Annotated in this window: 25 protein-coding genes; 23 read left to right on the top strand and 2 right to left on the bottom strand. The window is 38.2% G+C overall.

The genetic code is table 11. The features are described from left to right. Positions 1 to 49: 49 nt before the first annotated feature. Entirely contained in the window at positions 50 to 658 is a 609-nt protein-coding gene (locus tag H5181_RS08100) for a flavin reductase family protein (RefSeq protein WP_182750731.1), read from the bottom strand. A 580-nt stretch (positions 659 to 1,238) separates the two neighbouring features. Between H5181_RS08100 and H5181_RS08095 the strand changes: the two genes are divergently transcribed. Continuing rightward, positions 1,239 to 1,526 (top strand): coiled coil domain-containing protein, encoded by a 288-nt coding sequence (locus H5181_RS08095; RefSeq protein WP_182750730.1) that lies wholly within the window; start codon positions 1,239 to 1,241, stop codon positions 1,524 to 1,526. 794 nt (positions 1,527 to 2,320) lie between these two features. Next, positions 2,321 to 2,791: a hypothetical protein gene (locus tag H5181_RS08090; protein WP_011637495.1), complete on the top strand. Its 471-nt coding sequence runs from the start codon at positions 2,321 to 2,323 to the stop codon at positions 2,789 to 2,791. A gap of 132 nt (positions 2,792 to 2,923) precedes the next feature. On the opposite strand, the gene H5181_RS08085 is transcribed toward H5181_RS08090, so the two are convergent. Then, positions 2,924 to 3,136 carry a hypothetical protein gene (locus H5181_RS08085; RefSeq protein WP_182750729.1) on the bottom strand — a complete coding sequence of 71 codons (213 nt, stop codon included), beginning with the start codon at positions 3,134 to 3,136 and terminating at the stop codon, positions 2,924 to 2,926. 1,236 nt (positions 3,137 to 4,372) lie between these two features. On the opposite strand from H5181_RS08085, the gene H5181_RS08080 reads away from it, so the two are divergent. The 21 genes from H5181_RS08080 (at position 4,373) to H5181_RS07980 (ending at position 26,145) form a co-directional block, all read left to right on the top strand. Next, the gene (locus H5181_RS08080) at positions 4,373 to 5,530 is read left to right on the top strand and encodes an iron-containing alcohol dehydrogenase (protein WP_182750728.1); all 1,158 of its coding nucleotides are present in this window, start codon (positions 4,373 to 4,375) and stop codon (positions 5,528 to 5,530) included. 255 nt (positions 5,531 to 5,785) lie between these two features. After that, positions 5,786 to 7,168: an NAD-dependent succinate-semialdehyde dehydrogenase gene (locus H5181_RS08075; RefSeq protein ID WP_182750727.1), complete on the top strand. Its 1,383-nt coding sequence runs from the start codon at positions 5,786 to 5,788 to the stop codon at positions 7,166 to 7,168. Between the two features lie 824 nt (positions 7,169 to 7,992). Further along, entirely contained in the window at positions 7,993 to 8,571 is a 579-nt protein-coding gene (locus H5181_RS08070) for a hypothetical protein (RefSeq protein ID WP_182750726.1), read from the top strand. A gap of 53 nt (positions 8,572 to 8,624) precedes the next feature. After that, entirely contained in the window at positions 8,625 to 9,470 is an 846-nt protein-coding gene (locus H5181_RS08065) for a hypothetical protein (RefSeq protein ID WP_220491676.1), read from the top strand. Beyond that, on the top strand, positions 9,421 to 10,203 hold the full coding sequence (locus H5181_RS08060; RefSeq protein WP_259397003.1) for a C-terminal helicase domain-containing protein: 783 nt from the start codon (positions 9,421 to 9,423) through the stop codon (positions 10,201 to 10,203). Before H5181_RS08065 ends, H5181_RS08060 begins: the two co-directional genes overlap by 50 nt. 83 nt (positions 10,204 to 10,286) lie before the next feature. Then, a complete protein-coding gene (locus tag H5181_RS08055; protein ID WP_182750723.1) occupies positions 10,287 to 10,640 on the top strand; it encodes a hypothetical protein in 354 nt (117 codons plus the stop codon). An 88-nt stretch (positions 10,641 to 10,728) separates the two neighbouring features. Further along, entirely contained in the window at positions 10,729 to 10,869 is a 141-nt protein-coding gene (locus H5181_RS08050; RefSeq protein ID WP_182750722.1) for a hypothetical protein, read from the top strand. Between the two features lie 101 nt (positions 10,870 to 10,970). After that, complete coding sequence (locus tag H5181_RS20895; protein ID WP_182750721.1) at positions 10,971 to 11,960, top strand: YafY family protein; 990 nt, start codon at positions 10,971 to 10,973, stop codon at positions 11,958 to 11,960. A gap of 82 nt (positions 11,961 to 12,042) precedes the next feature. Then, positions 12,043 to 12,648, top strand: coding sequence for a hypothetical protein (locus tag H5181_RS08040; protein WP_182750720.1), 606 nt, complete (start codon positions 12,043 to 12,045; stop codon positions 12,646 to 12,648). 581 nt (positions 12,649 to 13,229) lie between these two features. Beyond that, positions 13,230 to 15,104 (top strand): McrB family protein, encoded by a 1,875-nt coding sequence (locus H5181_RS20710; RefSeq protein ID WP_259397002.1) that lies wholly within the window; start codon positions 13,230 to 13,232, stop codon positions 15,102 to 15,104. A 10-nt stretch (positions 15,105 to 15,114) separates the two neighbouring features. Continuing rightward, the gene (locus H5181_RS08030) at positions 15,115 to 16,482 is read left to right on the top strand and encodes an McrC family protein (protein ID WP_182750719.1); all 1,368 of its coding nucleotides are present in this window, start codon (positions 15,115 to 15,117) and stop codon (positions 16,480 to 16,482) included. Beyond that, the gene (locus H5181_RS08025; protein WP_182750718.1) at positions 16,475 to 17,209 is read left to right on the top strand and encodes an amino acid adenylation; all 735 of its coding nucleotides are present in this window, start codon (positions 16,475 to 16,477) and stop codon (positions 17,207 to 17,209) included. The genes H5181_RS08030 and H5181_RS08025 overlap by 8 nt, the downstream gene beginning before the upstream one ends. A gap of 156 nt (positions 17,210 to 17,365) precedes the next feature. Further along, the gene (locus H5181_RS08020) at positions 17,366 to 17,521 is read left to right on the top strand and encodes a hypothetical protein (protein ID WP_182750717.1); all 156 of its coding nucleotides are present in this window, start codon (positions 17,366 to 17,368) and stop codon (positions 17,519 to 17,521) included. A gap of 184 nt (positions 17,522 to 17,705) precedes the next feature. Next, positions 17,706 to 18,689 carry a 5'-nucleotidase gene (locus tag H5181_RS08015; RefSeq protein WP_182750716.1) on the top strand — a complete coding sequence of 328 codons (984 nt, stop codon included), beginning with the start codon at positions 17,706 to 17,708 and terminating at the stop codon, positions 18,687 to 18,689. Between the two features lie 75 nt (positions 18,690 to 18,764). Continuing rightward, positions 18,765 to 19,295 (top strand): HEPN domain-containing protein, encoded by a 531-nt coding sequence (locus tag H5181_RS08010; protein ID WP_182750715.1) that lies wholly within the window; start codon positions 18,765 to 18,767, stop codon positions 19,293 to 19,295. A gap of 210 nt (positions 19,296 to 19,505) precedes the next feature. Beyond that, entirely contained in the window at positions 19,506 to 19,916 is a 411-nt protein-coding gene (locus H5181_RS08005) for a hypothetical protein (protein WP_182750714.1), read from the top strand. 61 nt (positions 19,917 to 19,977) lie between these two features. Then, complete coding sequence (locus H5181_RS08000; protein WP_182750713.1) at positions 19,978 to 20,583, top strand: hypothetical protein; 606 nt, start codon at positions 19,978 to 19,980, stop codon at positions 20,581 to 20,583. A 69-nt stretch (positions 20,584 to 20,652) separates the two neighbouring features. Further along, positions 20,653 to 21,315 (top strand): DUF6933 domain-containing protein, encoded by a 663-nt coding sequence (locus H5181_RS07995; protein ID WP_182750712.1) that lies wholly within the window; start codon positions 20,653 to 20,655, stop codon positions 21,313 to 21,315. A gap of 641 nt (positions 21,316 to 21,956) precedes the next feature. Continuing rightward, positions 21,957 to 22,775, top strand: a complete 819-nt coding sequence (locus H5181_RS07990; protein WP_259397001.1) for an ATP-binding protein — start codon at positions 21,957 to 21,959, stop codon at positions 22,773 to 22,775. Positions 22,776 to 22,801: 26 nt separating this feature from the next. Further along, positions 22,802 to 24,133 (top strand): hypothetical protein, encoded by a 1,332-nt coding sequence (locus H5181_RS07985; protein ID WP_182750710.1) that lies wholly within the window; start codon positions 22,802 to 22,804, stop codon positions 24,131 to 24,133. Next, positions 24,130 to 26,145 carry a hypothetical protein gene (locus H5181_RS07980; RefSeq protein WP_182750709.1) on the top strand — a complete coding sequence of 672 codons (2,016 nt, stop codon included), beginning with the start codon at positions 24,130 to 24,132 and terminating at the stop codon, positions 26,143 to 26,145. The genes H5181_RS07985 and H5181_RS07980 overlap by 4 nt, the downstream gene beginning before the upstream one ends. The last annotated feature ends 2 nt before the right edge of the window (positions 26,146 to 26,147 follow it).

The following is a 26,147-nucleotide window of genomic DNA, read 5'->3' as shown; positions in this document are numbered from 1 at the left end:
TAGCCGCATCGCTATAAATGACCTTCAACACTAGAAAATTATGTCACAGCTATTTTTTAGCATAAGGCAAACGAGCCAGTTTATCGCCTGTGTAGTAACAATCGAGCCCGCTAATCGCTACCGTATCAATGGCTTGTAAATCTATAAAACCATCCGTTTGCACCGCATTATCGTCTACATACACATCTACTATTTCACCAATAACAAACTCAGTACCATTGATCGCTAAATGTTGATGCTCTACTAGTTTAACTGAATATTTTAGGCGACTTTCTTTTACAAAAGGGGCGCAAAAGTCTGATAGATATTCAGGCGTTAATCCCGTTGCTTCAAACTCTGATTCATCTTTATCATAACGAGCAGAAGTTTGATGAGCTTGCTCATAAATGGATTGATTGACGTGATTAATGGTATACAAACCGGTTTGCATAATATTTTCAAAGGTATGACGTGGCACACTATGAGGCCGGATTATCATACCCATTAGCGGGGGATTTGCACCGAGATGAATGACCGAGCTCACAATAGATAAATTAGTATTACCTTGTCGATCTTGTGTGCCGATGAGATTGGCGCTTTTAAATCCAGACAACGAATTAATAAAATGTGCGCGAGTACGAGTTTCAAGTGCGTTTATGTGGTCTTTAGAAAAATGCATTAAATGTCCTTAACACTTAGTCGTGCAACCTTATCAATCAAATTCGTGGATTCACCAATTAGATCTACATGTGGGATATTGTACGTCAATGTGTATTCTGTGGAATCTAGACCTAAATCATTTCATCTGATTACGTTTTGCCTGTAAATAACTCATTGCTTTTGTGGTAGTTATCCATTGATATTAAATAGTAAAATCAATCGCATCATGATGTCTATAGTTAAAGTATTGTTAATCTCAGTGTGTTACATCTTCTTTATTAAGATACGGCATATTGGTGAATTGCTTTCGTAAAAACGATCATGTAATTAATTTGATTAGTCTATAGTTAGTTTTTACGAGCAAAAGTTGCAAATAGATCCATTAAAATCTCTTCATAACGATATTACATGAACAAGGAATAATGAGGCATAAGTGAGTAATATGCCGCGTTGCGTGGTAACGTAAATTTATGCTGGTAAATTTATGCTGGTAAATTTATGCCGGTAAAGAATCAAATATGCTGAGGCCCAGTGATTCAAATAAACTAGAAACACTTAAAATGTATAGCGTATCCAATGTATTTAAAAGGACAATCATTATGAGCAAGAAACAAGCATACGAAAAGAAATTGCAGGCGCAACTTGACGAGTGGAACGCAGATATCGACAAACTGAAAGCAAAAGCTGACGCTGCAACTGCTGATAAACAGCTTGAATACTACAAAAAAATAGAGGAACTTCAGTCTATGCAGGACAATGCCAATAAAAAGCTTACTGAGCTTAAAAAGGCCGGGGACGATGCTTGGGAAGACATAAAAGTCGGTATTGATAGCGCATGGGATTCACTTGGCTCTGCATTTAAGTCTGCGACGTCAAGATTCAAATAAAATGCTAGATAATGGCTATTCGAGTTAAAAGTCATCCAACATTATGGCGACCAATCATTAATGTGTTTATACATTAAATGATACAAGCAAGTATTAAAATTGGTCGGCATAGCACCGATAAATAGAGACTTAAAGTAAGCTTATAATTACCGATTTGGCAGATAATTTGGTTTCTCCATTTGATTACCCTAAACAGGTTACCGTAGGCATTCACTCTCTAGCACTATAAATATTTCTACTACGCTTGAAGAAACCAGCGTAAGTGGCTTTCTCGATGGGGTCGAATTAATCGGCCATTAATACTCCCTAGTGTGTTACCCTTCAATCAGTAACAGCGTAGATAAGCGCTGTTGAGTGACTTCTTCAAGTTCCATTTATTTTCATTTAGTAGGCGATTTTAATATTGATCATGTTCAGCTAAATTGATATCCAAAAACAAGATAAATACGGGTTGACGACAATCAACTTGTTAACTAAATAGAAATATTAACTTTATGTTCACTACTGCATCATTTTGGCGGTAGTGATATCGCATCACTTCATTGTGCTCCATTCAATTTTTTAAGACATTAACAGTCAAATTAACCCTCGCATGAGCTTCAAATGATGTTTTATCATCTGTTGCCATTATCGCTACCTTATCTACATTAACCTCTGGGGCGATAAGCCTGTGACAATCAAGAGTTGTTAAAAATAATCAGCATTACATTGAATGAATACCAAAACCTAATTGTGTGTACAACTTAATAGCTGAATGAGCGACGTTATTTTATATAATTTTAAAGGCCAAAAATATGAAAAAACTGTTTAATAAGATTTTCGCTGGGGTTCATCTGTTCGCAGCTGTAATTCTTATCATATTATCCTTGATAATTATGCTGTGGTCTATTTATGAAGTCATTTCCGGCATACAGTATGACTCTGGATTTATCCCATTAATGCTTCAATCTGTTGCAGCTATAATCATAGCCGCAGCCATTATTGATGTTGCACAATATATGATGGAAGAAGAGGTTTTTAAGGACAAAGAGCTACGGGATCCCAAAGAGGCAAGACGAACAATCACAAAAATCATTGTCATTATTACCATAGCAGTCAGTATTGAAGGACTGGTTTTTATATTTAAAGCCGGAACGAAAGACCTTAGCCTTTTACTCTATCCGGCTTTACTTATTATGGTATCAGCGATTTTGATTGTTTCGCTTGGCGTATATCAAAAATTAAGCGCTACTATAGAAAAAAGAGAAGAGGAAAGTGAATTGTAACAGTATCAAAAATGATACTTAGTTATTACGGCTTATATGAACATTTTTCGCCGCTATATGCGGCGATTCTCTTAAGCGAAAAATGGTCATCTAAATAGAGGTGACATCAACATACTATATTCCTCTGTTTAGCTATTTTTCAGGGATATCTTCAAGTAATTTTATGATAGTACGATTATTGTTTAGATGGGCTAGGTCAAGTAGGTAGCTTTTCTCAAGCTCTTGCATCGGTTCATCTGTCAATAATTCCTTTACTAACTGCTCTTCATCATTTGCAATGGCGGTTTTCAAGGCTGCAAAAGTCGCGATACTGTGTTTATGTTGATCAGTATTGTTAGATCCCATTAGTTCGCTCCGTTAATTGTTCGATAGTTATGTTATAGCGAGTTACTCACACTAACAATATAACCGTGTATGTTGCAATCAAAGTGATAGTAAATTCATATCCAATCTGACCTGATGACATACTCAGCCGATTAAACGATTTGGTGTTAGTTACATACATTAAGTAAACCGTAGCGGGGTATTTTGAGCCTGCGCAATGAGTAGAATGCGTTACAGAAAACGCCGCTTTTGCTATTGACCAAATGTGGACACCTTTACACTCTCTCTAATCTATATCTTAGTAATATTATGGCTGGCGCTGGGGTTATGTTGTCATTCCCATTATGTTTAACTGCATAATTTTTCACATTGTGAACAATTCATATTGGTAAAAGTATCATTGCTAAAATGCCACAGAGATGCCTACGACTTACTCTTACACGCCAGTTTACATTCATCAAAATAAGCTTGCACAACTTATGTAGTATTTAACCTGTTGATTTTCATGCACGTTAAGGCTTATTTAAAACGTAGATGCTTTTCTATCTATGTATAAACTTCAGAATTGTTATCAAGCAGATGTTATGTTGCTAATAACATACGCTGATTATTGTTAGTCCCTATCATCATTTTCATACTTAAACAAAACTTAATCCCAATCGTTAGTATTGTTAAAAGGATGTACTCAATTACATCCTTTTAGTCTGAACTGTTTACAATTATTAAGATTTATTGGCCTAATTGGAAAGGCTAACATTGGTATGTTAGTGTAACTAAAAAGTAAAATATAATTATGTTTATTTAAAACACAGCACTAATGGTGATGGTGAACACCGTTTTTAATATGGTTAGCGTCATGCTGAAAATATATTTTAATATTATATCTAAATATAAATGTCTAAATCAGAGGTAATAAAGAATTTTATATTTAAATATCGCATTGACATATTCAAGTGGTTACTTTAGGTGGTTTACTCATTTAATTATAGTTGACCATTTAGGGAAAAATAATAATGTAGATATCAAGTAAGCGAATATGATCAATGCATTTTATTCGATCTAGGCAATTGCCATGAACGGCAAAATAGCGATATTGGCAATGCTGTTGCTAAGTCTCTTTTTTATCGCCGGAGTTACAAGCTGTTGCAGTATATGTGTTCATCAGGTCTGCTTATATTCGAATACTAGACACAGAAAAATCGACGTATGTCAGCATAAACGTACGCCTTCACATTGAAACAGAAGGAAACATAGAATATGAACAACTTTGACTTTCACAACCCGACAAAAATTATCTTTGGTAAAGGCCGAATCGAACACCTTAACGATCATATTCCAGTAGATGCAAAAGTATTGATTATCTATGGCGGTGGTAGCGCGGAACGAACCGGTGTATTAGAACAAGTTAGAACAGCACTTTCTGGTCGCACATTGGTCGAGTTTGGTGGCATAGAACCAAATCCTCGTTATGCCACGACCCTTAATGCCGTCAAAGTAATCGCTGATAACAACATCACCTTTTTGCTTGCCGTTGGTGGTGGATCTGTCATTGATGCGACTAAATTTATCGCGATGGCGTCACTTTATGCAGGTGATCCCTGGGAGATCCTTACTGCCGGCACGGCAAAAGTGACCGCGGCGATGCCGTTTGGAACTGTGCTTACATTGCCTGCAACAGGATCTGAAATGAACAATGGTGGGGTGATAACCAACCCTGAGAAGATAGCTAAGCTTCCTTTTAGAAGTCCACATTGCTACCCAATTTTTTCGGTCCTCGATCCTGAACTCACCTATACGCTGCCTGCGCGTCAGATTGCCAATGGCGCTGCAGATGCCTTTGTCCATATTATCGAGCAATATCTGACTTACCCCAGTGGCGCACACGTGCAGGATGGTTTTGCCGAGTCTCTGCTACGCACCATTATTGAGCTTGGCCCTAAAGCGCTAGAGACACCAGAAGATTATGACATTCGTGCAAGTCTGATGTGGACAGCCACACTGGCTTTGAATGGATTAATCGGTACCGGAGTGCCACAAGATTGGGCTTCTCACATGATCGGACATGAAATCACCGCGCTCAATGATACAGACCACGCCCGTACTCTTGCCGTCGTGTTACCGTCACTATTGAATGATCAGCGTGGTCACAAGCACGAAAAATTACTGCAATATGCTAGCAATGTTTGGGGGATCACCGAAGGCACAGATGCTGTGAGAATTGACGCAGCAATAGACGCTACACGTGCATTTTTCGAGCAATTAGGGATCAAGACTCGATTGAGCGACTACGGTATTGCCGCAGCAGAAATTGAACTTATCGTTAGCGCCTTGCAGGAACATGGCATGACAGCCCTTGGCGAACACAAAGACATCACCCCAACTGATGTCCGTCGCATTCTTGAAGCGTCACTTTAAAGGAGATTGAATATGACACAAACAAACTCGACGAAGGTTGGGCTAAAAATACTCTTGATGGACTCATTGGTCTTATGAACTGGGGGGGGAGTCGGCAAGCTAATGAGCTATGTTGCTAAAAAATAAAAGATAAATACAGTACCATCTTGATGGTACTGAGTTAGCCCTAAGGCGATAGCTTTTGCAAAACAAGACCGGGGGGCGGTTGTTAATACACGTCTCCTGTTGGTACATTACCCAAAAAAGGTAAATATTATGACATATGAAACACGCAATCCTTACACTGGTGATCTTCTGGTAACGTTCCCAGATGCAAGCGACTCAGAGGTAAAGCAAGCAATTGAAAATGCGCATGATGCTTTTTTACTTTGGAAAAATACTGGGTTTACTGAGCGTGCGCGCGTAATGCACGCCGCCGCCGAATTATTACGCCGTGACATTGATTATTATGCCAATCTGCTCACCATTGAGATGGGTAAACTTATATCCGAAGCCAAAGCCGAAATAGCGTTGTCAGCAGATATCTTCGACTACTATGCAGATAACGCACAGACATTGCTGGCACCACAAAAGCTACCGGTTGCCGACGCTGATGCGGAAATTTTGTGTGAGCCGCTGGGTGTATTATTGGCGATTGAACCATGGAACTTTCCTTTCTATCAGGTTGTGCGTATTGCTGCACCGCAAATATCTGCTGGTAATACCTTGTTGCTCAAGCACGCTTCTAACGTTCCGCAGGCTGCTGCCGCATTCGAAAAATTAATGCTCGATGCTGGTTTGCCTCAAGGTGTGTTTAAGAATCTGTATGCTACACGGTCACAGATAGAAACTATCATTAACGATCCGCGTGTTCAGGGCGTAGCATTAACGGGGTCTGAAGGGGCTGGTGCAGTTGTTGCCGCACAGGCAGGCAAGGCTTTGAAGAAATCGACCCTTGAACTTGGCGGTGCTGATGCATTCGTTGTTTTAGCCGATGCAGATATGCAAAAAACGATTAACTGGGCTGTTCTAGGTCGACATTGGAATGGAGGTCAGGTTTGCGTGTCATCAAAACGAATGATCATTGTTGATGAGGTGTATGATCGGTTCCTCGAAGGTTATATCGGTAGTGTTGTAAATCTTAAAGCGGGCGATCCGTTTGAACCAAGCACAACGCTAGCACCACTGTCATCTAAGGCGGCAGCCGATGAAATCAAAGACAAGATTCGCCAGGCGGTTTCTTACGGGGCTACAGCAACTGAGGTTGGGCCAATTGTTCCCGATTCAGGCAATTTCGTTCAGCCGACCATATTGACTGACGTTGCAGAAGATAACCCTGCACGCTATTGGGAATTTTTCGGTCCTGTTTCTATGCTGTTTCGCGCCAAGGATGAAGATGACGCGGTTCATATAGCCAATGATTCACCGTTCGGTTTGGGCGGTTCGGTATTTACTGCCAACCCAATCCATGGTGCAGAAGTTGCGAAGCGAATATCCACAGGTATGGTCTTTGTCAATCATCCAACAATGGCTAAGGCGGATTTACCATTCGGTGGCGTTAAACGTTCAGGTTACGGCCGCGAGCTGGTCGGTCTTGGCATCAAGGAATTTGTTAACCACAAACTTATCGCCATTGTCGACATCGACGCTCCGTTCTAGCGCTAATTGCCAATCCGATGTCTAGTCGGATTGGCTTATCCAGTAAGGACATAAATCGTTAAATAGTGAGTTGTTTAGCGATATCAACATAAACACTTCTAAGCATGCAAAAATATCAAAATAGATAACTCATTTTGCTAGCGACCTTTAGTAACGATCCAAAGTACAACGCCCACGGTAATTAATTTCACGTTAAATGGCTTAGCCAATAACGCTAAACTTTGGACTATCATCAAATCATCGGAGCCAGTAACCGAGACTAAAAGTCTTAATGAACTGGCCCGCGTGGTTTGCAAAAACTGAATGAGTCTCTAATTGTGTTTGTTTCAAATTCTTCTAAAGCGTCAGGCTCATCTTTGGGATCTGCATTACACCGTATTTTCATCATGTGAGGTGAGGCTAACATTAACAAATCATCGTGTGTCATTGATTATATGAATGTGTTCAAATCTAGAAATCGATTAGTGTTATTTGAAATTAAAAAATATACGTTCTCGTAAATTTTTATTTATTTAGAAGATATGAAAATTTGATTTAATTCGAAGGATTTATTTTGAGCAGGTAAGTGATTTTGTAATTTTGAAATGGTACACCCGAGTGGACTCGAACCACCGACCCCTACCATGTCAAGACGTTAACGCGCAATATTTTTGAACCATTCCCACCTCAACATTCCCGCCTTAACCGCCATATAATAGGGCTTAATATCATTTACATTGATTGCTTACTCGCTTATTTTAACAAATATATAGACTTTTACAACTTGATTTTGGCACAAGATACAAATGTCGAAAATGACCACTATTTGTTGGTGAGGCCTATTAATGAACATTCATGCAGAGCATTTTAAGAAAGGGCTGGATAAGTTGTTAGTCGATGTGAAGCTCGAAATGGTTGGGCTTCATCACGTCCAACTTGATCGGACACTCAAAGATTTTTGTGAGTCATATAATCTTATTGGCACATTAAAGCCAAGCTCAGACGATAGCATCGAATCACCGGCTTCAATTTTACTCGATTCATATCAGGCTCCCATATTAGTAAGTAAAACGCAGGCTGGATACTATCGTTTGATTTCCGGGTTATTGACGTATCAGAAGCTCTGTAAACTTCATACAGAAGATGATAAAGGTTTAGTGCCTGCCATTGTGTTACCCAGACGTCCTAATAAAGACGTACTTCGATTATTGATGTTAAATGATATTGTCAGACCTCTACTAAAGCAGTTTGTTAACGTAACTGGTGATACCGTTTCTCAATCGCTCTCAACATGGTTTGTTTCAGTTGAGCAACCATCAGTATTTAATTCTCCTGAATGGAAATCTCTGTTTCCAACGATAAAAACCAAAACACAGCTGTGCGAGTGGTTACACATCAGCACAAAGACTGTGAGGTTAAAGTGACGACACTCAAACAACATCTTTACGACCACATATGTCATTATTGTGATCATCAAATGCTGGGCATTGAAAACGATGAAGTACTAGAAGATCTAGAGGAACTAACAGAGCGAATTTTTGCACCCGAAACCCTGGGAGGGTTTAGACAACTGATTCATATGATAGCCAGCGTCAGAAGTATTTCATCCCATTCTGCTGACTCAATCATGAAAGATTTGCATTTTCCCAAATACATATTTGATGCATTGCATAACTATGGCTTTGAAGTTGACGATAAGTCTATTAACAAAGAATATTATCGAAATAGTTACCATAAAGGCTGGTGTAGTGAATACCCATTCTATGTTGTATTACTAAAGTCTCATGAGTATCAGTTCACTATAAAATCTTGTGAGTTATTGGCCGCATTTATAAAGCACTATTATTCAGTGTTAGATACCCTCAGAGATAAAGAGCTTGCAAGAGAATCATCCACAAGGGAAGAGGATGCCTGCGCAAATTTTAGACTTTTTATGAAAACGAATGTTGCTGAGTTTAATTCCGTTCGAGAGGCTATACCCAAAACTCCACTTGATACACCAATGTCTATTGCTAACCAACTAGACAAATATCTCAATGACCAAGAGCATTGGCCCTATTTAGCGCATAAAAATTATCTAAGAATGTTGTCTCATTTTTTTTCAAATGACTGGAAATCCCCAAAGCATATTTCACGGAAACGATTACCTTTTGAGCGAGTACCAAAAAGGTATGCAGAACCCATAGCAGTTCCCATTGTTGGGGCTCATGATGACATATTCACTTTGATACCCAATGAGTCCCTAATACCCAATAGTGAAGGCTTAGATGAAGATGACCAATATGTCACACAACATGTTATTTACACCCGAGCTCGCTCGTAATATGAGCGGTGGTCAGTTACTTGGCTATAACCAAATTGTTGAAGACTACAGAAAAGCTAAAGCAAAGGAACAGGGCGGCACTCATGCTTTAGCAGTGCTTCAGCAATTAAGAGCGGTTAGTTTACACCCAAGACTGAATGAGATTTTTAAAGCGCCACCAAATACCGCTAAAGAAGCGCTTAATATGCTGAACGAATCTGAAAAGTTGCTTATGTTGATAGATATCTTGGCAGATATTAAAAACAAACAAGAAAAAGTCATTATTTTTGCGACGACTAAAAAGCTTCAGGCTGTTCTTAAAATTTGCTTAGACAAAATTTATGCGTTACAGATTCATGTCATTAATGGTGATAGTAAAGCGATTGCAACGAAGAAGGACCAACTGTCTCGTAAAGGAATGATTACCGACTTTGAGTCGAGAGAAGGCTTTAATATTATCATTATGTCACCGGTTGCTGCTGGCGTAGGATTGACCGTTGTTGGCGCAAATCATGTAGTGCATTTAGAGCGCCATTGGAATCCAGCAAAAGAAGCGCAAGCAACAGACCGTGTCTATCGTATTGGTCAGGAAAAACCTGTTTTTATTCATTTACCCTGCCTTTTACATCCAGAGTATGATTCGTTTGATGTGAATTTAGATAAGTTGTTAGCAAAGAAAACGATGCTCAGTGATGCAGTAGTAACACCAGAAGCAGTCAGTGAACATGAGCTTATGTCTTCAATGGGCTTATAAAAGGATTTATATATTGACTCATGTATCTATTAGTCAATTTGTTTTTAATTTGCATATATATTTGGATTTTAAAAGGAAAGTAAATGATCATAAAAGGTACAGTAACAAGCGGGAATGTGTATGCCGATGGCACTCGTTCTATGGAAATTATGTTCTCATTAAGTTATATCAATAACTTACCTTATGTGAAGAATGATGCCTCTATAGTTAAGTTAATAGTTAGAGAAGCTACCTATCTCATTAACCTTCGTCATACCGATAACAATAGCTATTTGTGGTTTTCTCCTTTTTGTCATGTTTTTGAGGTGACAGGGAAAGCGCAAAAGGGGCAAAGAATGAGATTATCTGATGTACTTATACCTGTAGGATTTCAAGTAAATGATAGTGTAGACATCAGTTTTGAAGGTACAACAGCAAAACTGATGTCTAAAATTTAGTTTTTGACGTCATGATATGACGTAATGTTGGTTCATTCTTATTTGGCTTTAACAATGTTAATTTTAGCAATATAAGAATGGGGACAACATGAAAGAATATATAGTGACAGGCACTAAGTACGGACGTAAGGCTATGGTTCGAGTTTTTGCATACTCAACAGGTGAGGCGATGAGAAAAGCAAGAACAGAACATGGTTTTACTTCAATGCAAAATACTAAATTGGCGTAGTGATTATCCCCCGACTTACAGGTTTGCTGCTTGTAAGCCGGGGGCGTTATAAAAACTGCTTATAAACAGTCGACGCTCAATAACAATGATATGGATAATTTGTGTCAAATAATCAACAGCAAAGACAAAATGCAATTTTAAGTTATCTCCCTGAACACCCCAACTCCATTACAACGAGAGAATTACTTTCTAGAATTCAGAATGATGGGTTTAAAGGGGGTATTCGTACACTTCAACGTGATCTTGATTCATTAAGTCATTCGAATCATATTGGCCGTGATGAATCACAACGCTCTCATCAGTGGTTTAGATATAAAGGTGTCAATCGTTCGGCATTTGAAATGTCAGCGTCTACAGCACTTGTACTCTCAATGGCTGAGAAGCATTTACATCATTTATTGCCAGTTAACTTACAAGACAATATGTCAGGTTTTTTCACACAGGCAAATAAAACGATCAACAGTAATCCTCGAATGAAGTTATGGACTCAGTCTATTGCATCAGTTCATCCAGGTTTTCAGCCATTAGCGCCAAACATAAGAGATGATATTTTACACATCATTGAAAAAGGGATTATTGAAAACAAAAAAGTTGAGATTAGCTATCGTCCAAGACCTCCTAATGTTGAGAAAAATTACATAATCAATCCTTTAGCACTCGTTACAAGAGCTAACATCATTTACTTAATTGCGACTTTGTCTGACTCCTTATCTTTCAGACATTTTGCGCTACATCGTGTGTCAGATGCGCATTGTTTACTTTCAACAAGAGCAATCCCTGAATCATTTAATCTTGAAAACTACTTGTCTGCAGGCCACTTTTCTTTTTATCTTGGTGAATCGATACATTTAAAATTAAAGATAGATTATGAGTTAGGTTACCACTTGCTAGAAACACCATTAAGTAACGATCAAAAAGTAACGATAGCGGAGGATAAGACTTACTTTGTCATCGAGACAAGCGTAGCGCACACAGAAGAACTTAAATGGTGGCTAATGTCGATGAGCAATATCTGTGAAGTCATAGCACCAGTGCATCTTCGTATTGCAGTTATTGAAAGTTTAACTAACGCATTAAATAAATATAAATAATATATTAACGTCATAAAATGACGCGATAGCGCAGTAAACTTGTGTCACTAATTAAGTGAGTCATTGAGAGAGTAGCAGTACAATGTTATTAATCGTAACAGAACAGCAAGTTAACATTAGTGTTGATGAAAACTATCTGGTTATCAAGCCATGTCAGCTTTGCGATATTCAACCAAGGACTCCGTGTTTAGTCATTATTGACATGCAATTTACTTCGCAGTATGTCATTGATTGGCTCACTAAAAGAACAAGATCGACATTATTGTGGTCCGTAGGAGCTCAGCACGATGAAATTAACTTAGTGTCATCGAGTGCTAGCCATCACTGCGTGATAAACGAGTCAGTTATATCGTTTGGAGAATTTTTAAATATTTTTACAGCTTTGTATTTCTCGCGTTTATGGGATAGAAATAATTCAGAAGTGATTTTTTCTTCAAAAAGTGGAGAGTGGGAAAGTTATTTTCTAAATAACACCATTATGGCTATTTATAGTGAAGCAAGTCTCAGGACAAAAGTAGAACATTGCAACAATCTGATTTTTATCTTCGACCATGAACTTAATATAGACACTATAGAATCAAAGATAGCACAAGAAAAACGTTTTTATTGCCCTAATAACATAAGTTGTTTTTTTAATGTTAATGCTACTGACACGTTATTGTTAGTCTTTAATAGACAGAATATTTAGAGATATATCTATATTTTAGATAGAAAAAAGCTAGGGCAACAGCACGAATTTGCCTTTTTTGCTCACAATGAATGATTTCAATATAGAATCACTTCCAATCATTCATGAAGTGAAAACGTTCTGAACAAATATAGTTTAAAAAACAAACTTAATATGTTCGTAAAACGTCCGGATTTAGCTCTGGAAGAAAGTCTTATTAATGATCTGATAATTGTCACCAAACAAACTACCATTACCAATAAATAAAACAGATGACAATTATCTCCTCAAAAAAGCAGTTGATACAATTGTTCAATGCAGACATCCTTCATAAAACAGCTAAGCGCACTGGGTTTCTTCAGTGATATAACGGACGTTTTGTGTACACTTTTAGGTCGAAAATTGAGTATTAATAGTTAATTTAAGCATCACCACTTATACAAAAATTTTAGGTTTAATGTGTTAATTGTCCGTAATGCTCAAATAGTAGACACTCATGCTCTTACCCTAATAAATAACCTGGCTAAAGTAACAGAAAGTGATTTATATAAGATGTATTGCAAGATCAAAGTATTAAACCAGAAGAAAAGGATAGAAAAGTTATGTTAGGGGTAGATGAACAACTTCTTGCGCTTGGCTTTAATAAGAAAGGTAAGTTAGATGTGGGTGTTCGAAACATATTTACAGAAAAGTCTGATGCGTATATTTTATTGAAAAAATACGCTTGGAAAATGTTATCTGACTTGGCCACTAGATATCCAGATGAAGCCCAACTAAGCACTGAAACAGACAAAATCAAGTTCTACATAAACGGAATTTGGTTGTTTCAGTTTCAGTTTATGTGGGGAAGTTGCTATTTAACGGTAACAAAGCGAAGTAAGGCTATCAATAAGTACCCCGGTCTATTAGAAGTGCTTAATTCCAGCGCCGGAATAATTCGTAAGAACAATCAAGATTACTATGATATTGATTTATCTAAAGAATCATTAATAATTAAGTCAGTTGAATTAATATCTAACGCACTGGATTTATTCGAAATCCCAAATCAAGTGCACACAGGTGCAAAGGAATCTAAAAGGACTTACAACATGCCCGAAACCTCTTTAAATCAAATTCTTTATGGTCCTCCTGGGACAGGAAAAACCTATCACAGTATTCAAATGGCGGTAGCTGCCGCTGAGCCAGGCTTTTATCCAGAAGGCGAGACACGCGACGATGTACGCCAAGCCTATAAAGCTAAATATAAAGAGTTAGTTAAAGCTGGACGCATTCGATTTGTTACCTTTCACCAAAGTTATGGCTATGAAGAGTTTGTAGAAGGATTAAGCGCTAAAACTGAAGGCGATCAATTAAGTTATTTTGAAAAAGACGGCATTTTTAAAACGATTTGTCTTGAAGCAAAAAAATACCGTGCTACCAATAAAAATAAGCAACGGAGTGAGTTTGATGAACGCTGGCAGTTATTTGCTGAGCAGTTAGCGGAATCAGAATCGGGGATAAAAATTACTACTCTCAGTAAAAAAACTTACTTTACGGTAACAGATGTAACGAGTAACACGATTCGCTTTGATAAAAGTAAAGGCAGCTCTATCCATACTTTGAGTGCCAAAACACTAAAAGCGGTATATGACCAAGAAAAGCAGATCGTCGGAGGTTTGCAACCTTACTATGCGGCGTTTATTGAGCACCTGAATCAATTTGAGCTAGCAGTGGTTGAAGCCAGCAGTGAGCAAAAGAATTTTGTGCTTATCATCGATGAAATTAATCGCGGTAACATCTCAAAAGTGTTTGGCGAATTGATTACGTTAATAGAAGCATCAAAGCGCTTAGGCCAAACTGAGAGTCTTGAAGCTATTTTGCCATACTCTGGTGATTCATTTTCTGTGCCTGATAATCTTTACCTAATTGGTACGATGAACACCGCAGATAGATCGCTAGCCTTGATGGATACCGCGCTGCGAAGACGTTTCGATTTTGTCGAAATGATGCCAGATTATGAGGTGTTTAGTGAATATGGGCAGCTTAACTGTGGTGGAATACAAGTTGATTTAGCTAAATTACTAAAAACAATGAATCAGCGTATCACCGCGCTATATGACAGAGAACATACACTTGGCCATGCGTTTTTTATCCCAGTGATTGAACTGATTAAAGCGGGCCAACACCAAGATGCGCTGTCTGCGCTGGCTCAGTGTTTTCAACATAAAATCATTCCATTATTGGCGGAGTATTTTTTCGAGGATTGGCAAAAAATACGTTTAGTGCTGGGAGATAATCAAAAAGATAAAAATCTGCAATTGATTAAACAGTCTGATGTTAATTACAGCGCGCTATTTGGTGACAGTGACGAAGTCAGTGACTTGGCTGATGAAGCCCAAGCGTTTAGCCTGATTAGTAAAGATTCCAAGCTCTGGCAGAGTGTAAATACATATATTGCCATTTATGATGCTAGCCAATTACCTAAGATTGAGGATTGATTAGTCAATCATGGTTAAGGGATTAAAGCAGCCAAAGAAGACCAATATCACTGTATTTGAATATGGTTTTTTAAGTGCAAGCGACAAAGCCGCTAGAGATGAACGAGTCAACGCAATTACTAATCAAGCTTTTGAATATTTAAAGAAGTGCTGTTTATGTGATGATTCTGAGTCTCGATTTTTAAAATTAAAAATTGCGCACGGCATGGAAGTGCTGCAAGTGCAAAATTATGCTGGCGTGATACTGTGCCCAGATGGAACTCAGATTGAAGTATTACCTAAGGTTGCCAAACACAGTGACGTAAACCCTATGGGTGATAACCGCAGCAGTGATAACAAAAGCATTGCAGAGCGGGCGAGACTGTCTTTGCTGATGATGCTGAAATCGCTTAAGCAGTTTCGCCACATTGAAACTGAAGTGGCCAGCATCAAAAAGCAAAAAATGCCCTTAATGGAAATTTTTATTGCGCAGTTTTTAACTGCAGTGAACCATTTAATCAAAAAGGGCATTAAAAGTGACTATGTGAGAGAGCAAAGCAATAGCCCTTTTTTAAAGGGTAAGTTGTTACATAGCCAACAACTAAAACATAATTTTATCAACCGCCATAAATTTTATGTTGAGTATGATGCCTACCTTATGGATAGAGCTGAAAACCGCCTTATCCACTCAGCCTTAGGCAAGGTTGCCGGATATACCCAAGTGACTAAGAGTAAAAAGCTTATTCAGGAGCTATTATTTGCTTTTGATGAGGTGCCGTTAAGCACCAATTATAAAGATGACTTTTCTCGTATCAAGCTGCAGCGGGGAATGCAGCATTATGATGTGCCTATCAGCTGGGCAAGATTAATATTGCAAGGTTACTCTCCGCAATCAATGCAAGGCGAAAACAACGCTTATTCGCTGCTATTTCCAATGGAAGCCGTGTTTGAAAGCTTTGTTGCTCAATACTTAAAGAAGAAAGTCCAACATCCCTCTACGCTGTCTGCTCAAGTTCAATCTAAGTCTTTAGTCACTTATGATACAAAAAATTATTTTCGCTTAAAGCCAGATTTGCTTATAACAACACCAGGTCTAGGTTCGATTGTGCTTGATACTAAGTGGAAATTGATTGGTATGACTAAACCCGAAGGGGAAAACAAATTTGGACTGTCACAGTCAGACTTTTACCAAATGCTAGGTTATGGTCATAAATACTTACATGCTGAAGGTGAATTAGTATTGATATACCCTAAAACCAGTAGCTTTAACGCACCTTTCGAGCATAGTTTTAATTATGATACAGCAGGGAAGTTGAGGCTGTGGGTTATTCCTTTTGATATAAGTCACGATGCTAAAGACAGAATTAATCATCATATACTAGGTTTAAATCATGATTAAAAAATTTAAGATGTTGTTTAGTGTTTCAAATGTACTCAATACATGGCTTAAAGCCGACCTACCTCGCTTGCCTAATAAAGAGGGGCAGAGAGTAGGGGTCCATAGCTTAGCGTCAGACGAATACACCTGTTGCTGGCAAGTACATATTATCGATAATGCCTATAAATCTCGTCATAAAACTATCATTGCCTGTGAGGCGAACAGCCGCTTTATTGTCTTTATTCCCGTTGATGCGAAGCTAACGCTAGATGAGTTAGCTGCACGTTTACAAATGGAGTGGCAATATTCATTAGCAGAAACTTTGAAGCAACTGCGTGCCATACCAAGTAGTGATATTGCTATGTTATTAAGTGAGCTAGCTGAACTGCACATGGACACTCATTGGGTTAAAAATACCGATTTAAGCATTAGCGGCCATATTAGCGATGCCGCACTTTGGGTTAGCCAAACGTTGGCGGAGCAGGGGCTTAATGAGCTGCCATCTGATTTGTGCACCGATTTATCGATTCATATCAATACTGAAAAGAAGCGCGCAAAAAATCAAAAACAAAAATTTATGCCAATAGTAAAGATGATGGATTACTGCCAAGATATTTTAATGGAACCACAACCACTACCAGCAAAGCCAGATTTAGCATCTGCTACTCATACGGCTTCAGAGAGTGCCGCTGAAAATAGTACTCTTGTTGGCAACAATATAGTGCAATTAAGTGATTACAGAAGGTAATAATAATTACTTATTTTTATAATTTATTACCCATTATGGTTATGGCGGTGTGACGGGTTATTTTTAAGACTCTGAAATATAAGTGTTTAAGCGAGTGATGGGTTGTGGCCTAGTTTTGGCATTAGTAATCATACATTTATTGAAAAGGTATGAATAATGTCCAAGCTGTTGTTACTGTTAGCCCTGTTAATGGTGATTTTGAGCATCAACGCCATCGCCTTACTAGTATACCTTGTCAAAGGCGACACCTATGAAGTGCCTGTTAGTAAAAAAACAGCTAGCCAGGATACCCAGCTCAACCAACAAAAATAGCTAAAGGATTAATATGACTAGCTTAGGATTAGCATTCACCAAGGGTGACAAGTCGAACCTAATTGAATGGAGATGCTGTATATTCTGCAGTATTTGCCATGATTATTTAGTTTCGCTATCAAAAAAGTTTGAGTTAAGCAAAGCTTCATGCTTGAATACAAGCCTCTGAAACAAGGATGTTTTTATGCCACTAGATCTCTCTAATACATTAGTCGTTGGTATTTCAGCCACTGCCCTATTCGATATGGCGGAATCTGACCAAATTTTCAGGGAAACCTTTGAATCAGATCCTGATACTGCTATTGAAAAATACCGCGAGTTTATGCTGGAACACGAAGATGAGCCGCTAAAGCCAGGTACTGGTTACCCTCTGATTAAAGCTTTACTTGGCCTTAATCAATATCAGCAGGGCAATGGCCCTCTTGTTGAGGTAGTGGTGATGTCACAAAATAGCCCTGATACTGGTCTTCGGGTGCTTAATACAATTCGTCACTACAAGCTCAATATTACCCGTTCAGCCTTTACCGCAGGTGAAACCGTTGCTGATTACCTTGATGCCTTTGATGTGGATCTGTTTCTCACCACCAATGTTAAAGATGCTCAGCAGGTGATTGATTCCAAGAACTGTGCCGCGGCAATATTAAAAGCACCGCCAACGGATGCGCCAGAAATACCCGAGGGTCAAGTCCGCATAGCCTTCGATGGTGATGCCGTATTGTTTTCCGATGAAAGTGAATTGGTTTACAAGACTGAAGGAATGGCAGCTTTTCATGCGCAAGAAGATGCTAAGCAAAACATTCCTATGACCGAAGGACCTTACGCTAGTTTGCTACATAAATTATCGCGGCTGCAAGATCGACTTCCTATCCGTGTTGAATACTCACCTATACGAATTGCACTAGTCACCGCTCGTAATAGCCCATCTGAAATGAGAGTAATTAAAACATTAAGACATTGGGGAGTTTATGTCGACGAGGCTTTTTTCTTAGGTGGTGTAGAAAAAACTAAAGTATTGAAAGCCTTTAGACCACATATTTTCTTTGATGACCAGGACGTTCACTTAGATGCTGCAGCTAATTTAGTTCCATCGGGCAAGGTACCTTACTTAAGTAACTCCGCGTTATCAAAGTCAATATTGTTAAAGCAAAATGATGTCATTAATGATTAAAAATCGCTAACAATTAAAGTGTTGCAGCATAAACATAAAATCAATGATTAGAAATATTTAGATAAGGACATTACCTTGACTCATTCATTAAAAATCTTTCGCCAATCTTTAAGCGAAGCCCGTGAGTTGGCTGATTGTTATGATGTGCTGAATAGCCATCCAGAGCTATCTACTCCATCTTCATTAAAAAAAGCATGTTTAATTTTGACGCTCACGGCATGGGAAACATATGTTGAAGATGTCATTGCTGAGCTTTTTGAAAGTAAATTTAGTTTATTAAAAGGGTCGCCTCTTGGGGCATTTGCTGAGAAGCAACTAAAAGAACGTTTGAAGTTTTTTCATAACCCTAACTCTCAAAAAACGAGGCACTTGTTTGAAGAATTTTTTCATATTGATGTTACCGAACATTGGAAATGGAACAATGTCATGCCAAAAGATGCAAGAGAGCAGTTGAATCGTTGGATAAGTAAACGAGGAGAGGCCGTGCACAGAGCTGGAGGAGAAGTTAATCAACCTCAAATAATAAAAAAAGAAGAACTCGCTAAATGTTTAAGATTTTTTGATGAACTAGCAAATGCAACAGACCACGTATTAGAAAAAATTTAACCTGATAATTTTTATGGATGTACAAATAATAAGTAACATTGCGGAAGGCATGTTTGAACGTTCAGATATTATTGAATTAATTTTATTAGGTCCACTGAGCTCCCCGAAATGTTCAAACTCACGTTGTTTGGCAAACCAAGATCAGGTAAGGGCGAAGGCTGTTCAATACAGCTTTTGCCACTTTTAAAATATCAAGCCGAGGAGGTCAGTATGTCAGATAGTGCTGTTTTTGAAATTATGGCTCAATTTGAGCTGGTGATATCGCATGAATTTACATCAGAGGATTTAGCTGATGCTGAAGGTGATATACCTACCATGCACGAAAATTTTGAGCATGAAGTGCAAACGGAATTTTCGCAATCAGATATCGATATAATGATTGATGATGATGTAAAAATTACCGCAGATAATCAAATTGGCTTCTCTGGTTATTTGAAACGCTGTTATAAATTTGAAGCAGAAGAGTTCGATAATGATGAGCTTATAGATGGTTGTTTTGAAACGCAGTTAAATGATATGAAGCTAGAAGTGATTAACTGTTGCGATATGAGCTTGTACGAAATAACACTTATATCATATAGCTGGGCAGATGATGAATTTGTCGAAATAATACCCAATTGAAGAACGGTATTGTTTACTTTTAATAAACCGAAGTAGATAGCAAATAAAATAAGGATGTTCCATGTCAGCTAATAGAATCAAACCCGCCAAACAAGGCCATCTCGATGGTGCTTGTGGTTTTTACGCAATCGTTAATGCAATTCATCTCTTAGAGCCTGATATACCTCAACAAGAACTATTTAATATTGCTATTTCGACATTTATCCAAGATGGTAACCCTATGGCTTTTATTGAGGGAACTAGTCGCGGAACAATTAAAAATGTACTTAGTCGATTGCTAGAATATATTCATTCTACTTATGATCTAACTGATAATACGACTAACGAACCTTACCGTATAAAGTTTTCAATCCCTTATTGGGTTAAAGATAACGAGCGAAGCAGGAAAGATGTTATTGATACACTCAGCCAAGCAAATTATCGCAAAGGAGCCGTTTGTATTTTGGGCTTTGGGATGAATGATGGTGAGCTAGACTACGCCCATTGGACTGTGATTAAGGGCTTTAAAGATGGGTGTTTTAATACTCATGATTCTAGTGGCGAAGCAAAGAAAATAGACATGGACACTATTCGTGTTGATAGTCAGCAACGAAAAAATAGTCAACGGCCATATAACTTTTTTAGTGAAGATATTTTTATAATTGAACGAGTTCCTGCTGAAAGGTAATGCTAAGGCCTTTTCGTTTAAAATCATTGTGTAACAATAAAATTCCATTAGTGCAAGGTATGTTATCTATTGAAATTATTACTATCAACAACCAATGCTCTCAACAAATGGCTTAAAGCCGACTTACCTCGTTTGCCTACGAAGGAGGGCCAGAGAGTCTGCGTCCATAGCTTAGAATCAGACGTACAAACATTTTGCTGGCAATTGCACATTATTGATAATGCCTACAAATCACGTTATAAAACCATCATTGCCTGTGAAGCAAACAGCCGCTTTACTGTATTTATTCCGGTTGATACTAAGCTAACGCTGGATGAATTAGCTGCATGTTTGCAAATGCAGTGGCAATACTCATTAGCGGAAACCTTGCAGCAACTGCGTGCCATACCAAATAGTGAGATTGCTATGCTATTAAGTGAGTTATCTGAGGTGAACATGGATACTCACTGGGTTAAAAATACTGACTTAAGCATTAGCGGCCATATTAGTGATGCCGCACTTTGGATAACCCAAAGGTTGGCAGAGCAGGGGCTTAATGAGCAGACAGATGATCTGCGTACTGATTTGTCGATTCATCTAAACACTCAAATGAAGCGAGTAAAAAATAAAACTAAAAAATTTATGCCTATTGTGCACATGATGGATTACTGCCAAGACATTTTATTAATACCAAACGATGATAAGGCATATGATGTAGATGAGCTAATCAGCAATTTATCGATTACTCAATAACCAGATACAACTAGATACAACCATTAAAACAGTAAGTAATATCATCGATTTTAATCAATATAAACAGAAAATGAGGTAATTTATATTATTCACTTGTTAACTTTGTTACACCTTGAGGTGTGAGTTATTACTCAGTTTTATATAAATCAATAGGTTAGAATTTGTTGTGATTTTGGCATTAGTAAAAGTGTTAATTACTTTTAGGATGCTAAATGACAGACAACTGGCTGGTAATCATCGTAGTATTAAGTATTATTGTTGCAGTAAATACTATCGCTTTAATTATGTATTGGTTAAAAAGCGCGAGCAGCTCTAAGCCCTCACAAGCCAAAACTAAAGTGTCAAGTCAGTACAAAAAATAATAACAAATGTTATGAACTCATTTGGCTTAGTATTTTCTGACGATTTGTATTCTTAAACTATGCACAACCTTCAATCTATTTTTATTGGAATGTTATCTAAGTCTTAATCAATAAAATATTGATCAAAATAACATCATCGGATATCCGAAAATCATTAGGGAACACGAGTTAATGGACGAACAACTCAACAAAAGTCTCGATACCTCTTCTGCTTATGAATTACGTACACCAAAGATTACTTTAGAAAAGGATGTCGTACTCACCCCCGAGACTCGAAGAATGTTTGAAGAAGCTATTGGTGCTATGCGCCACCATAAAACAATCTATACCGATTGGGGATTTGAAGCAGTAGATCCTATGGGACGGAATATGATTCTTAATTTATATGGCCCACCGGGAACAGGGAAAACGCTTGCAGCCGAAGCCCTAGCAGGAACATTAGACCGTCAGTACTTTCACATTGGTATATCTGAACTTGAAAGTAAGTATGTTGGCGAAACCGCTAAAAATATATCGACAGCATTTAAGACTGCGGCGTTGGAAGGTGCGGTAATTTTTTTCGATGAAGCAGATACGTTACTCGGTGCTAGATTATCTTCGGTGACTCAAGGTATTGATAATGAAATTAATGCGATGCGGTCAACATTATTAATGGAATTAGAGCGCTTTGACGGAATTGTTATTTTTGCGACCAATTTTGCTAAAAATTATGATAGTGCTTTCGTCAGCAGAATTCGTTATCACATTGAATTTACACTCCCCGATATAGAAGGACGTAAACAACTGTGGCAGCGGATGTTGGTTCCTGGAGTTCCATTAGACGGGGAACGCGATGAGATAATTGAACGTTGTGCCGCTGCATCTGAAGGTTTATCCGGGCGCGAAATTAGAACGGTGCTACGTACCGCGTTTCCTCGTGCATTAGTCGAATGTGATAGCGAACCTAAGGTGAAGTGGCAACACTTTGAATCAGCAATACAAGATGTTTGTTCTGCCAATAGAAATGTAGGTAAAAGCAGAAAAAAAGCAGCAACACAAGCGACAAGCAATGTGGCTTCTACCGATGTTGGTAGGCGGTTACTCGGGCTTACAGAATAAAATATAATCTTAAATGGAGAGAAGAAATGGGTTGGTTTAGTGACGTGTGCAGTTCAGCAGTAAGTTTTGTTAATTCGGCAGTTAGTACAGTAAAAGATGCGGCTTGTTCGGCGTATGAAACCGTTAAAAGTGTTGCTGGCAAAGCAATTGGTTGGATGGCCGACAAAGCCGAGGTTTTTGTCGGTAGCGTAAAAAAAGCCTGGAAGGCCGTTAAACCTTATGTTCAAAAAATTCGTGGAGCACTGCTTGCAGCCGCCAAAGCGGTGCCATATCCTTGGTTACGAAGTGCATTACTGTTGTTAGAAAAAGGCATTGGTGCATTAACTGCATTTGAAAAATCTCCAATAGCAAAGAAACTTGATGCTGCAATTAAATGGTCAATTAAACTCGCTAAGCGATGGCACAAAACCCAAACCGCAGACGCTGAAAAAAATGAACAGAGCCAATCGACTAATCAACCAAGTGATGTTCTCAATGCTGAAGAATTAATAGAAGCGAAAACACATCAACAAGAGTTTCGTTTTGCTGAGGATGAGGTGATACCTGAGGAGCAAAGGCACAATCTTGAATTAGCTTCAACGATTAATGATTTTGAAATTGCAAAAGCGGAATTAGCAATGGCAATAGAAGCTGAACCAACAGATTTCGAACATTACTTACGACTACGTGCAACACAAAAACTGTTGACTATTGCTGATAAAAAGCTACGTACATCAATGAATGTCGATGATTTGAGTTCTGATGATTTATTTTTAATTAGAATAGCTTCAGATCTAATCAAGCCTAATCCAGAATTAAATAAAAATGCTGCAGAGCGCTTAGATCGGGTATTAACAAGGCTTCATGGGAAAAAGCTGGCGCCTTTTGTTTTTGAAGAACTCATTGTGTCTTGGGCGAAAAATGCAGATGTACTTGATAAAGAATGGAATATAGCTAACAAAGCGTATGCTAAAGACAAAATGCTATTTCAGCGTTTAACTCTCGCACGTAAAATTCAAGATGAACTTTCTATTGAAGAAGCTAATGAGTTAGCACAACTAGAGATAAGCGTGCCTAAAACTAAGCTATCACTTGATAAGTTAGCCGAAGAACAACTTGATATAGAACGTTATGTCGGCGCTGCAGAGGGGTTTCTGCAATTACTCGAAAAAAGTGAAGAACAGATAGAACAAGAAGATCGTAGTTATTTACTTGAGGATGGTCATAAAATGGGTGTATTGCTGATTGATTGTGCTGAGCATAGTAAGTCATTTAACGAGTTAACGTCAGATGATCAATCACTTTTAAATGACTATGCCAATATATTCAAGCAAGAATCAAAAATGCGCATGGATACGATTCTTGAGGTTGCAGTATGAATTTAGATGCAGTATTAGATTTTTTAATACCGGATATTAGTGACCCATTGCAAGCGGGTTTTTTATCGATCATTCTTTTTATGATGTTATGTACCATTGTTAGCGCCCATCTAATCGCGAAACCTAAATCTTGGGAGAAAAAGTGGCATAGAGGTACACCGGATGATACGACTGATGATTTAGATATTGAACATGGTAGTGTGACAGATCTGTGGCATGCTGTTGCTACAGCGCCTGAAAAACTGGTCGAACTCATGCCTGGCTTGCTATTAATCATTGGTTTACTTGGTACGTTTTTAGGCCTGGGAATCGCACTTAATCATGCTTCTAATATTCTTAGTCAGCCCAATGCGTTAGATGCAAGTAGTGCGACAGATAGTATGCAGCATTTGCTTGGATTACTTAATGGCCTCGGCACTAAATTTAAAACATCAACATGGGGAATAAGTGGTTTTATTCTGCTTAAAATTTGGAGTGAATTTGCCCGTTTTGATGAAAAGCGTCTTGCTTGGGTTATTGATAAAGTTAAAACCAAGATAGAACATCGAAAGCGCATTCAACTTGATCTGGCAGCAAAAAAGCAAGCAGCATTATTTTCTCAAATAAGTAATGTCTCTGACAACGTGGCGAAGACTTTTTCTGTGAAGCTAGATCAGTTGCTTGAGCAAAACGAACAACATAACCTTCAAAAAAGTCAGCGTTTGAATGAAAATTTTGATGCATTAAATCAATGTATTAACCAAGCTCATTTATCGACACAAAACAAAATAGACCACAACAGCGCACAGGTGCAAAACGTACTGAAAAATACCCATGAACAAACGCGTACATGCATAAATACTGGCATTTTAACGTTGGTGCAAAAATCAACTGAGGTTGAGCTGCATACAAACGAAATAATTCAAGTTGGTGTTAACGATATACAAAATAAACTGAGTCAGGTTCATCAACAGACTCAAACATCGATAAACAGTAGTATCGATAGGGTACGACAAACAATTGATTCTGTACGTATTGAAACTCAGGCAACTAAAAAAGCCATGCAAGCTTTTACCGTTGATAGCCAATCAGTAATAGAAAATATGGCTGGAGCCGCTCAGAGGATGGCTCAAGGAGCAGACAAAGTAGGGCTTGCAGCAAGTGATTTGGTGAATGCTGTTGATTCATTTAATAGTCAATTTACTGAAGTGCTCGATAATGTCCGTAGTGATCTGTCTTCTGCTATTAAGGATATGAGTAGTGAAGCGACGTTAACTCTTGAACGTGGTAGTAAACAATTGGGTGAAGCCACACTCGAAATATCAACGGCACTTGGTGTGTTATCAACAGATGTGAAAGAAACAATGGGAGATGTGAAATCATCAATTGATGAAGCACTTCATATCCAGAAAAAAGCTGCTGTTGAATTTACACTATCAAGTGATGCGCTTAATGAAAGTATTACAACGTCGACAGAAATTGTCAGTAAACTTGGTAAGCCTATTGAAGATGGATTAAGAGCTATTTCAACCTCTGGTCAACACATGCGTAGCATAGGGGAGTCACTAAAAAGAAATGAAACGTCTTTAGAGCAGGTCATTGGCAATTTAGCTAACTTACCGGCGGCTTTAGCACCATTGCAGTTAATGAGTCGTCATCAAAATGATTTACTATCTAGTTTAAAACCTTTGGATACTTTATTAGTGCAACAGCATCAATTTCTTAATGAGATTAGATTATTAAGGCAAGGCGCTGCTGAGCATAATGAAAGTATAAAAAACAATCATGCAATGTTAAACCATACACTGGATATTTCTGTTCAACGGGCAGATCAGCTCATTAGTTATGTTGCCGAATTATCATCTTTATTGGAATATTTAAAAGAATATCCAAATTTGCAGCAACAACTTATTTCTATATTCAGTTCAATCGCTGACATACCTAAAAAACAACAGTTATTACTCAATGCCGTAGAAGAGGTTCGGGGTGTACTTATTTCGAATCATTCAACAATTGATTCTGAAGTTGCATAATT

It is taken from the genome of Shewanella sp. SG44-2 (assembly GCF_014164215.1).
Classification (GTDB): Bacteria; Pseudomonadota; Gammaproteobacteria; order Enterobacterales; family Shewanellaceae; genus Shewanella; species Shewanella frigidimarina.
This window is presented reverse-complemented; position numbering and strand designations above follow the sequence as displayed.

What these genes read in the sequence shown, in the direction of transcription:
- H5181_RS08055 (WP_182750723.1), top strand. Translation starts at nt 10,287, where the DNA reads ATGATCATAAAAGGTACAGTAACAAGCGGGAATGTGTATGCCGATGGC.
- H5181_RS08060 (WP_259397003.1), top strand. Translation starts at nt 9,421, where the DNA reads ATGACCAATATGTCACACAACATGTTATTTACACCCGAGCTCGCTCGT.
- H5181_RS08050 (WP_182750722.1), top strand. Translation starts at nt 10,729, where the DNA reads ATGAAAGAATATATAGTGACAGGCACTAAGTACGGACGTAAGGCTATG.
- H5181_RS08090 (WP_011637495.1), top strand. Translation starts at nt 2,321, where the DNA reads ATGAAAAAACTGTTTAATAAGATTTTCGCTGGGGTTCATCTGTTCGCA.
- H5181_RS08005 (WP_182750714.1), top strand. Translation starts at nt 19,506, where the DNA reads ATGTCAGATAGTGCTGTTTTTGAAATTATGGCTCAATTTGAGCTGGTG.
- H5181_RS08020 (WP_182750717.1), top strand. Translation starts at nt 17,366, where the DNA reads ATGTCCAAGCTGTTGTTACTGTTAGCCCTGTTAATGGTGATTTTGAGC.
- H5181_RS08095 (WP_182750730.1), top strand. Translation starts at nt 1,239, where the DNA reads ATGAGCAAGAAACAAGCATACGAAAAGAAATTGCAGGCGCAACTTGAC.
- H5181_RS08085 (WP_182750729.1), bottom strand. Translation starts at nt 3,136, where the DNA reads ATGGGATCTAACAATACTGATCAACATAAACACAGTATCGCGACTTTT.
- H5181_RS07980 (WP_182750709.1), top strand. Translation starts at nt 24,130, where the DNA reads ATGAATTTAGATGCAGTATTAGATTTTTTAATACCGGATATTAGTGAC.
- H5181_RS20710 (WP_259397002.1), top strand. Translation starts at nt 13,230, where the DNA reads ATGTTAGGGGTAGATGAACAACTTCTTGCGCTTGGCTTTAATAAGAAA.
- H5181_RS08040 (WP_182750720.1), top strand. Translation starts at nt 12,043, where the DNA reads ATGTTATTAATCGTAACAGAACAGCAAGTTAACATTAGTGTTGATGAA.
- H5181_RS07990 (WP_259397001.1), top strand. Translation starts at nt 21,957, where the DNA reads ATGTTTGAAGAAGCTATTGGTGCTATGCGCCACCATAAAACAATCTAT.
- H5181_RS08025 (WP_182750718.1), top strand. Translation starts at nt 16,475, where the DNA reads ATGATTAAAAAATTTAAGATGTTGTTTAGTGTTTCAAATGTACTCAAT.
- H5181_RS08100 (WP_182750731.1), bottom strand. Translation starts at nt 658, where the DNA reads ATGCATTTTTCTAAAGACCACATAAACGCACTTGAAACTCGTACTCGC.
- H5181_RS08030 (WP_182750719.1), top strand. Translation starts at nt 15,115, where the DNA reads ATGGTTAAGGGATTAAAGCAGCCAAAGAAGACCAATATCACTGTATTT.
- H5181_RS08080 (WP_182750728.1), top strand. Translation starts at nt 4,373, where the DNA reads ATGAACAACTTTGACTTTCACAACCCGACAAAAATTATCTTTGGTAAA.
- H5181_RS08075 (WP_182750727.1), top strand. Translation starts at nt 5,786, where the DNA reads ATGACATATGAAACACGCAATCCTTACACTGGTGATCTTCTGGTAACG.
- H5181_RS07985 (WP_182750710.1), top strand. Translation starts at nt 22,802, where the DNA reads ATGGGTTGGTTTAGTGACGTGTGCAGTTCAGCAGTAAGTTTTGTTAAT.
- H5181_RS08000 (WP_182750713.1), top strand. Translation starts at nt 19,978, where the DNA reads ATGTCAGCTAATAGAATCAAACCCGCCAAACAAGGCCATCTCGATGGT.
- H5181_RS08065 (WP_220491676.1), top strand. Translation starts at nt 8,625, where the DNA reads ATGCTGGGCATTGAAAACGATGAAGTACTAGAAGATCTAGAGGAACTA.
- H5181_RS08015 (WP_182750716.1), top strand. Translation starts at nt 17,706, where the DNA reads ATGCCACTAGATCTCTCTAATACATTAGTCGTTGGTATTTCAGCCACT.
- H5181_RS08070 (WP_182750726.1), top strand. Translation starts at nt 7,993, where the DNA reads ATGAACATTCATGCAGAGCATTTTAAGAAAGGGCTGGATAAGTTGTTA.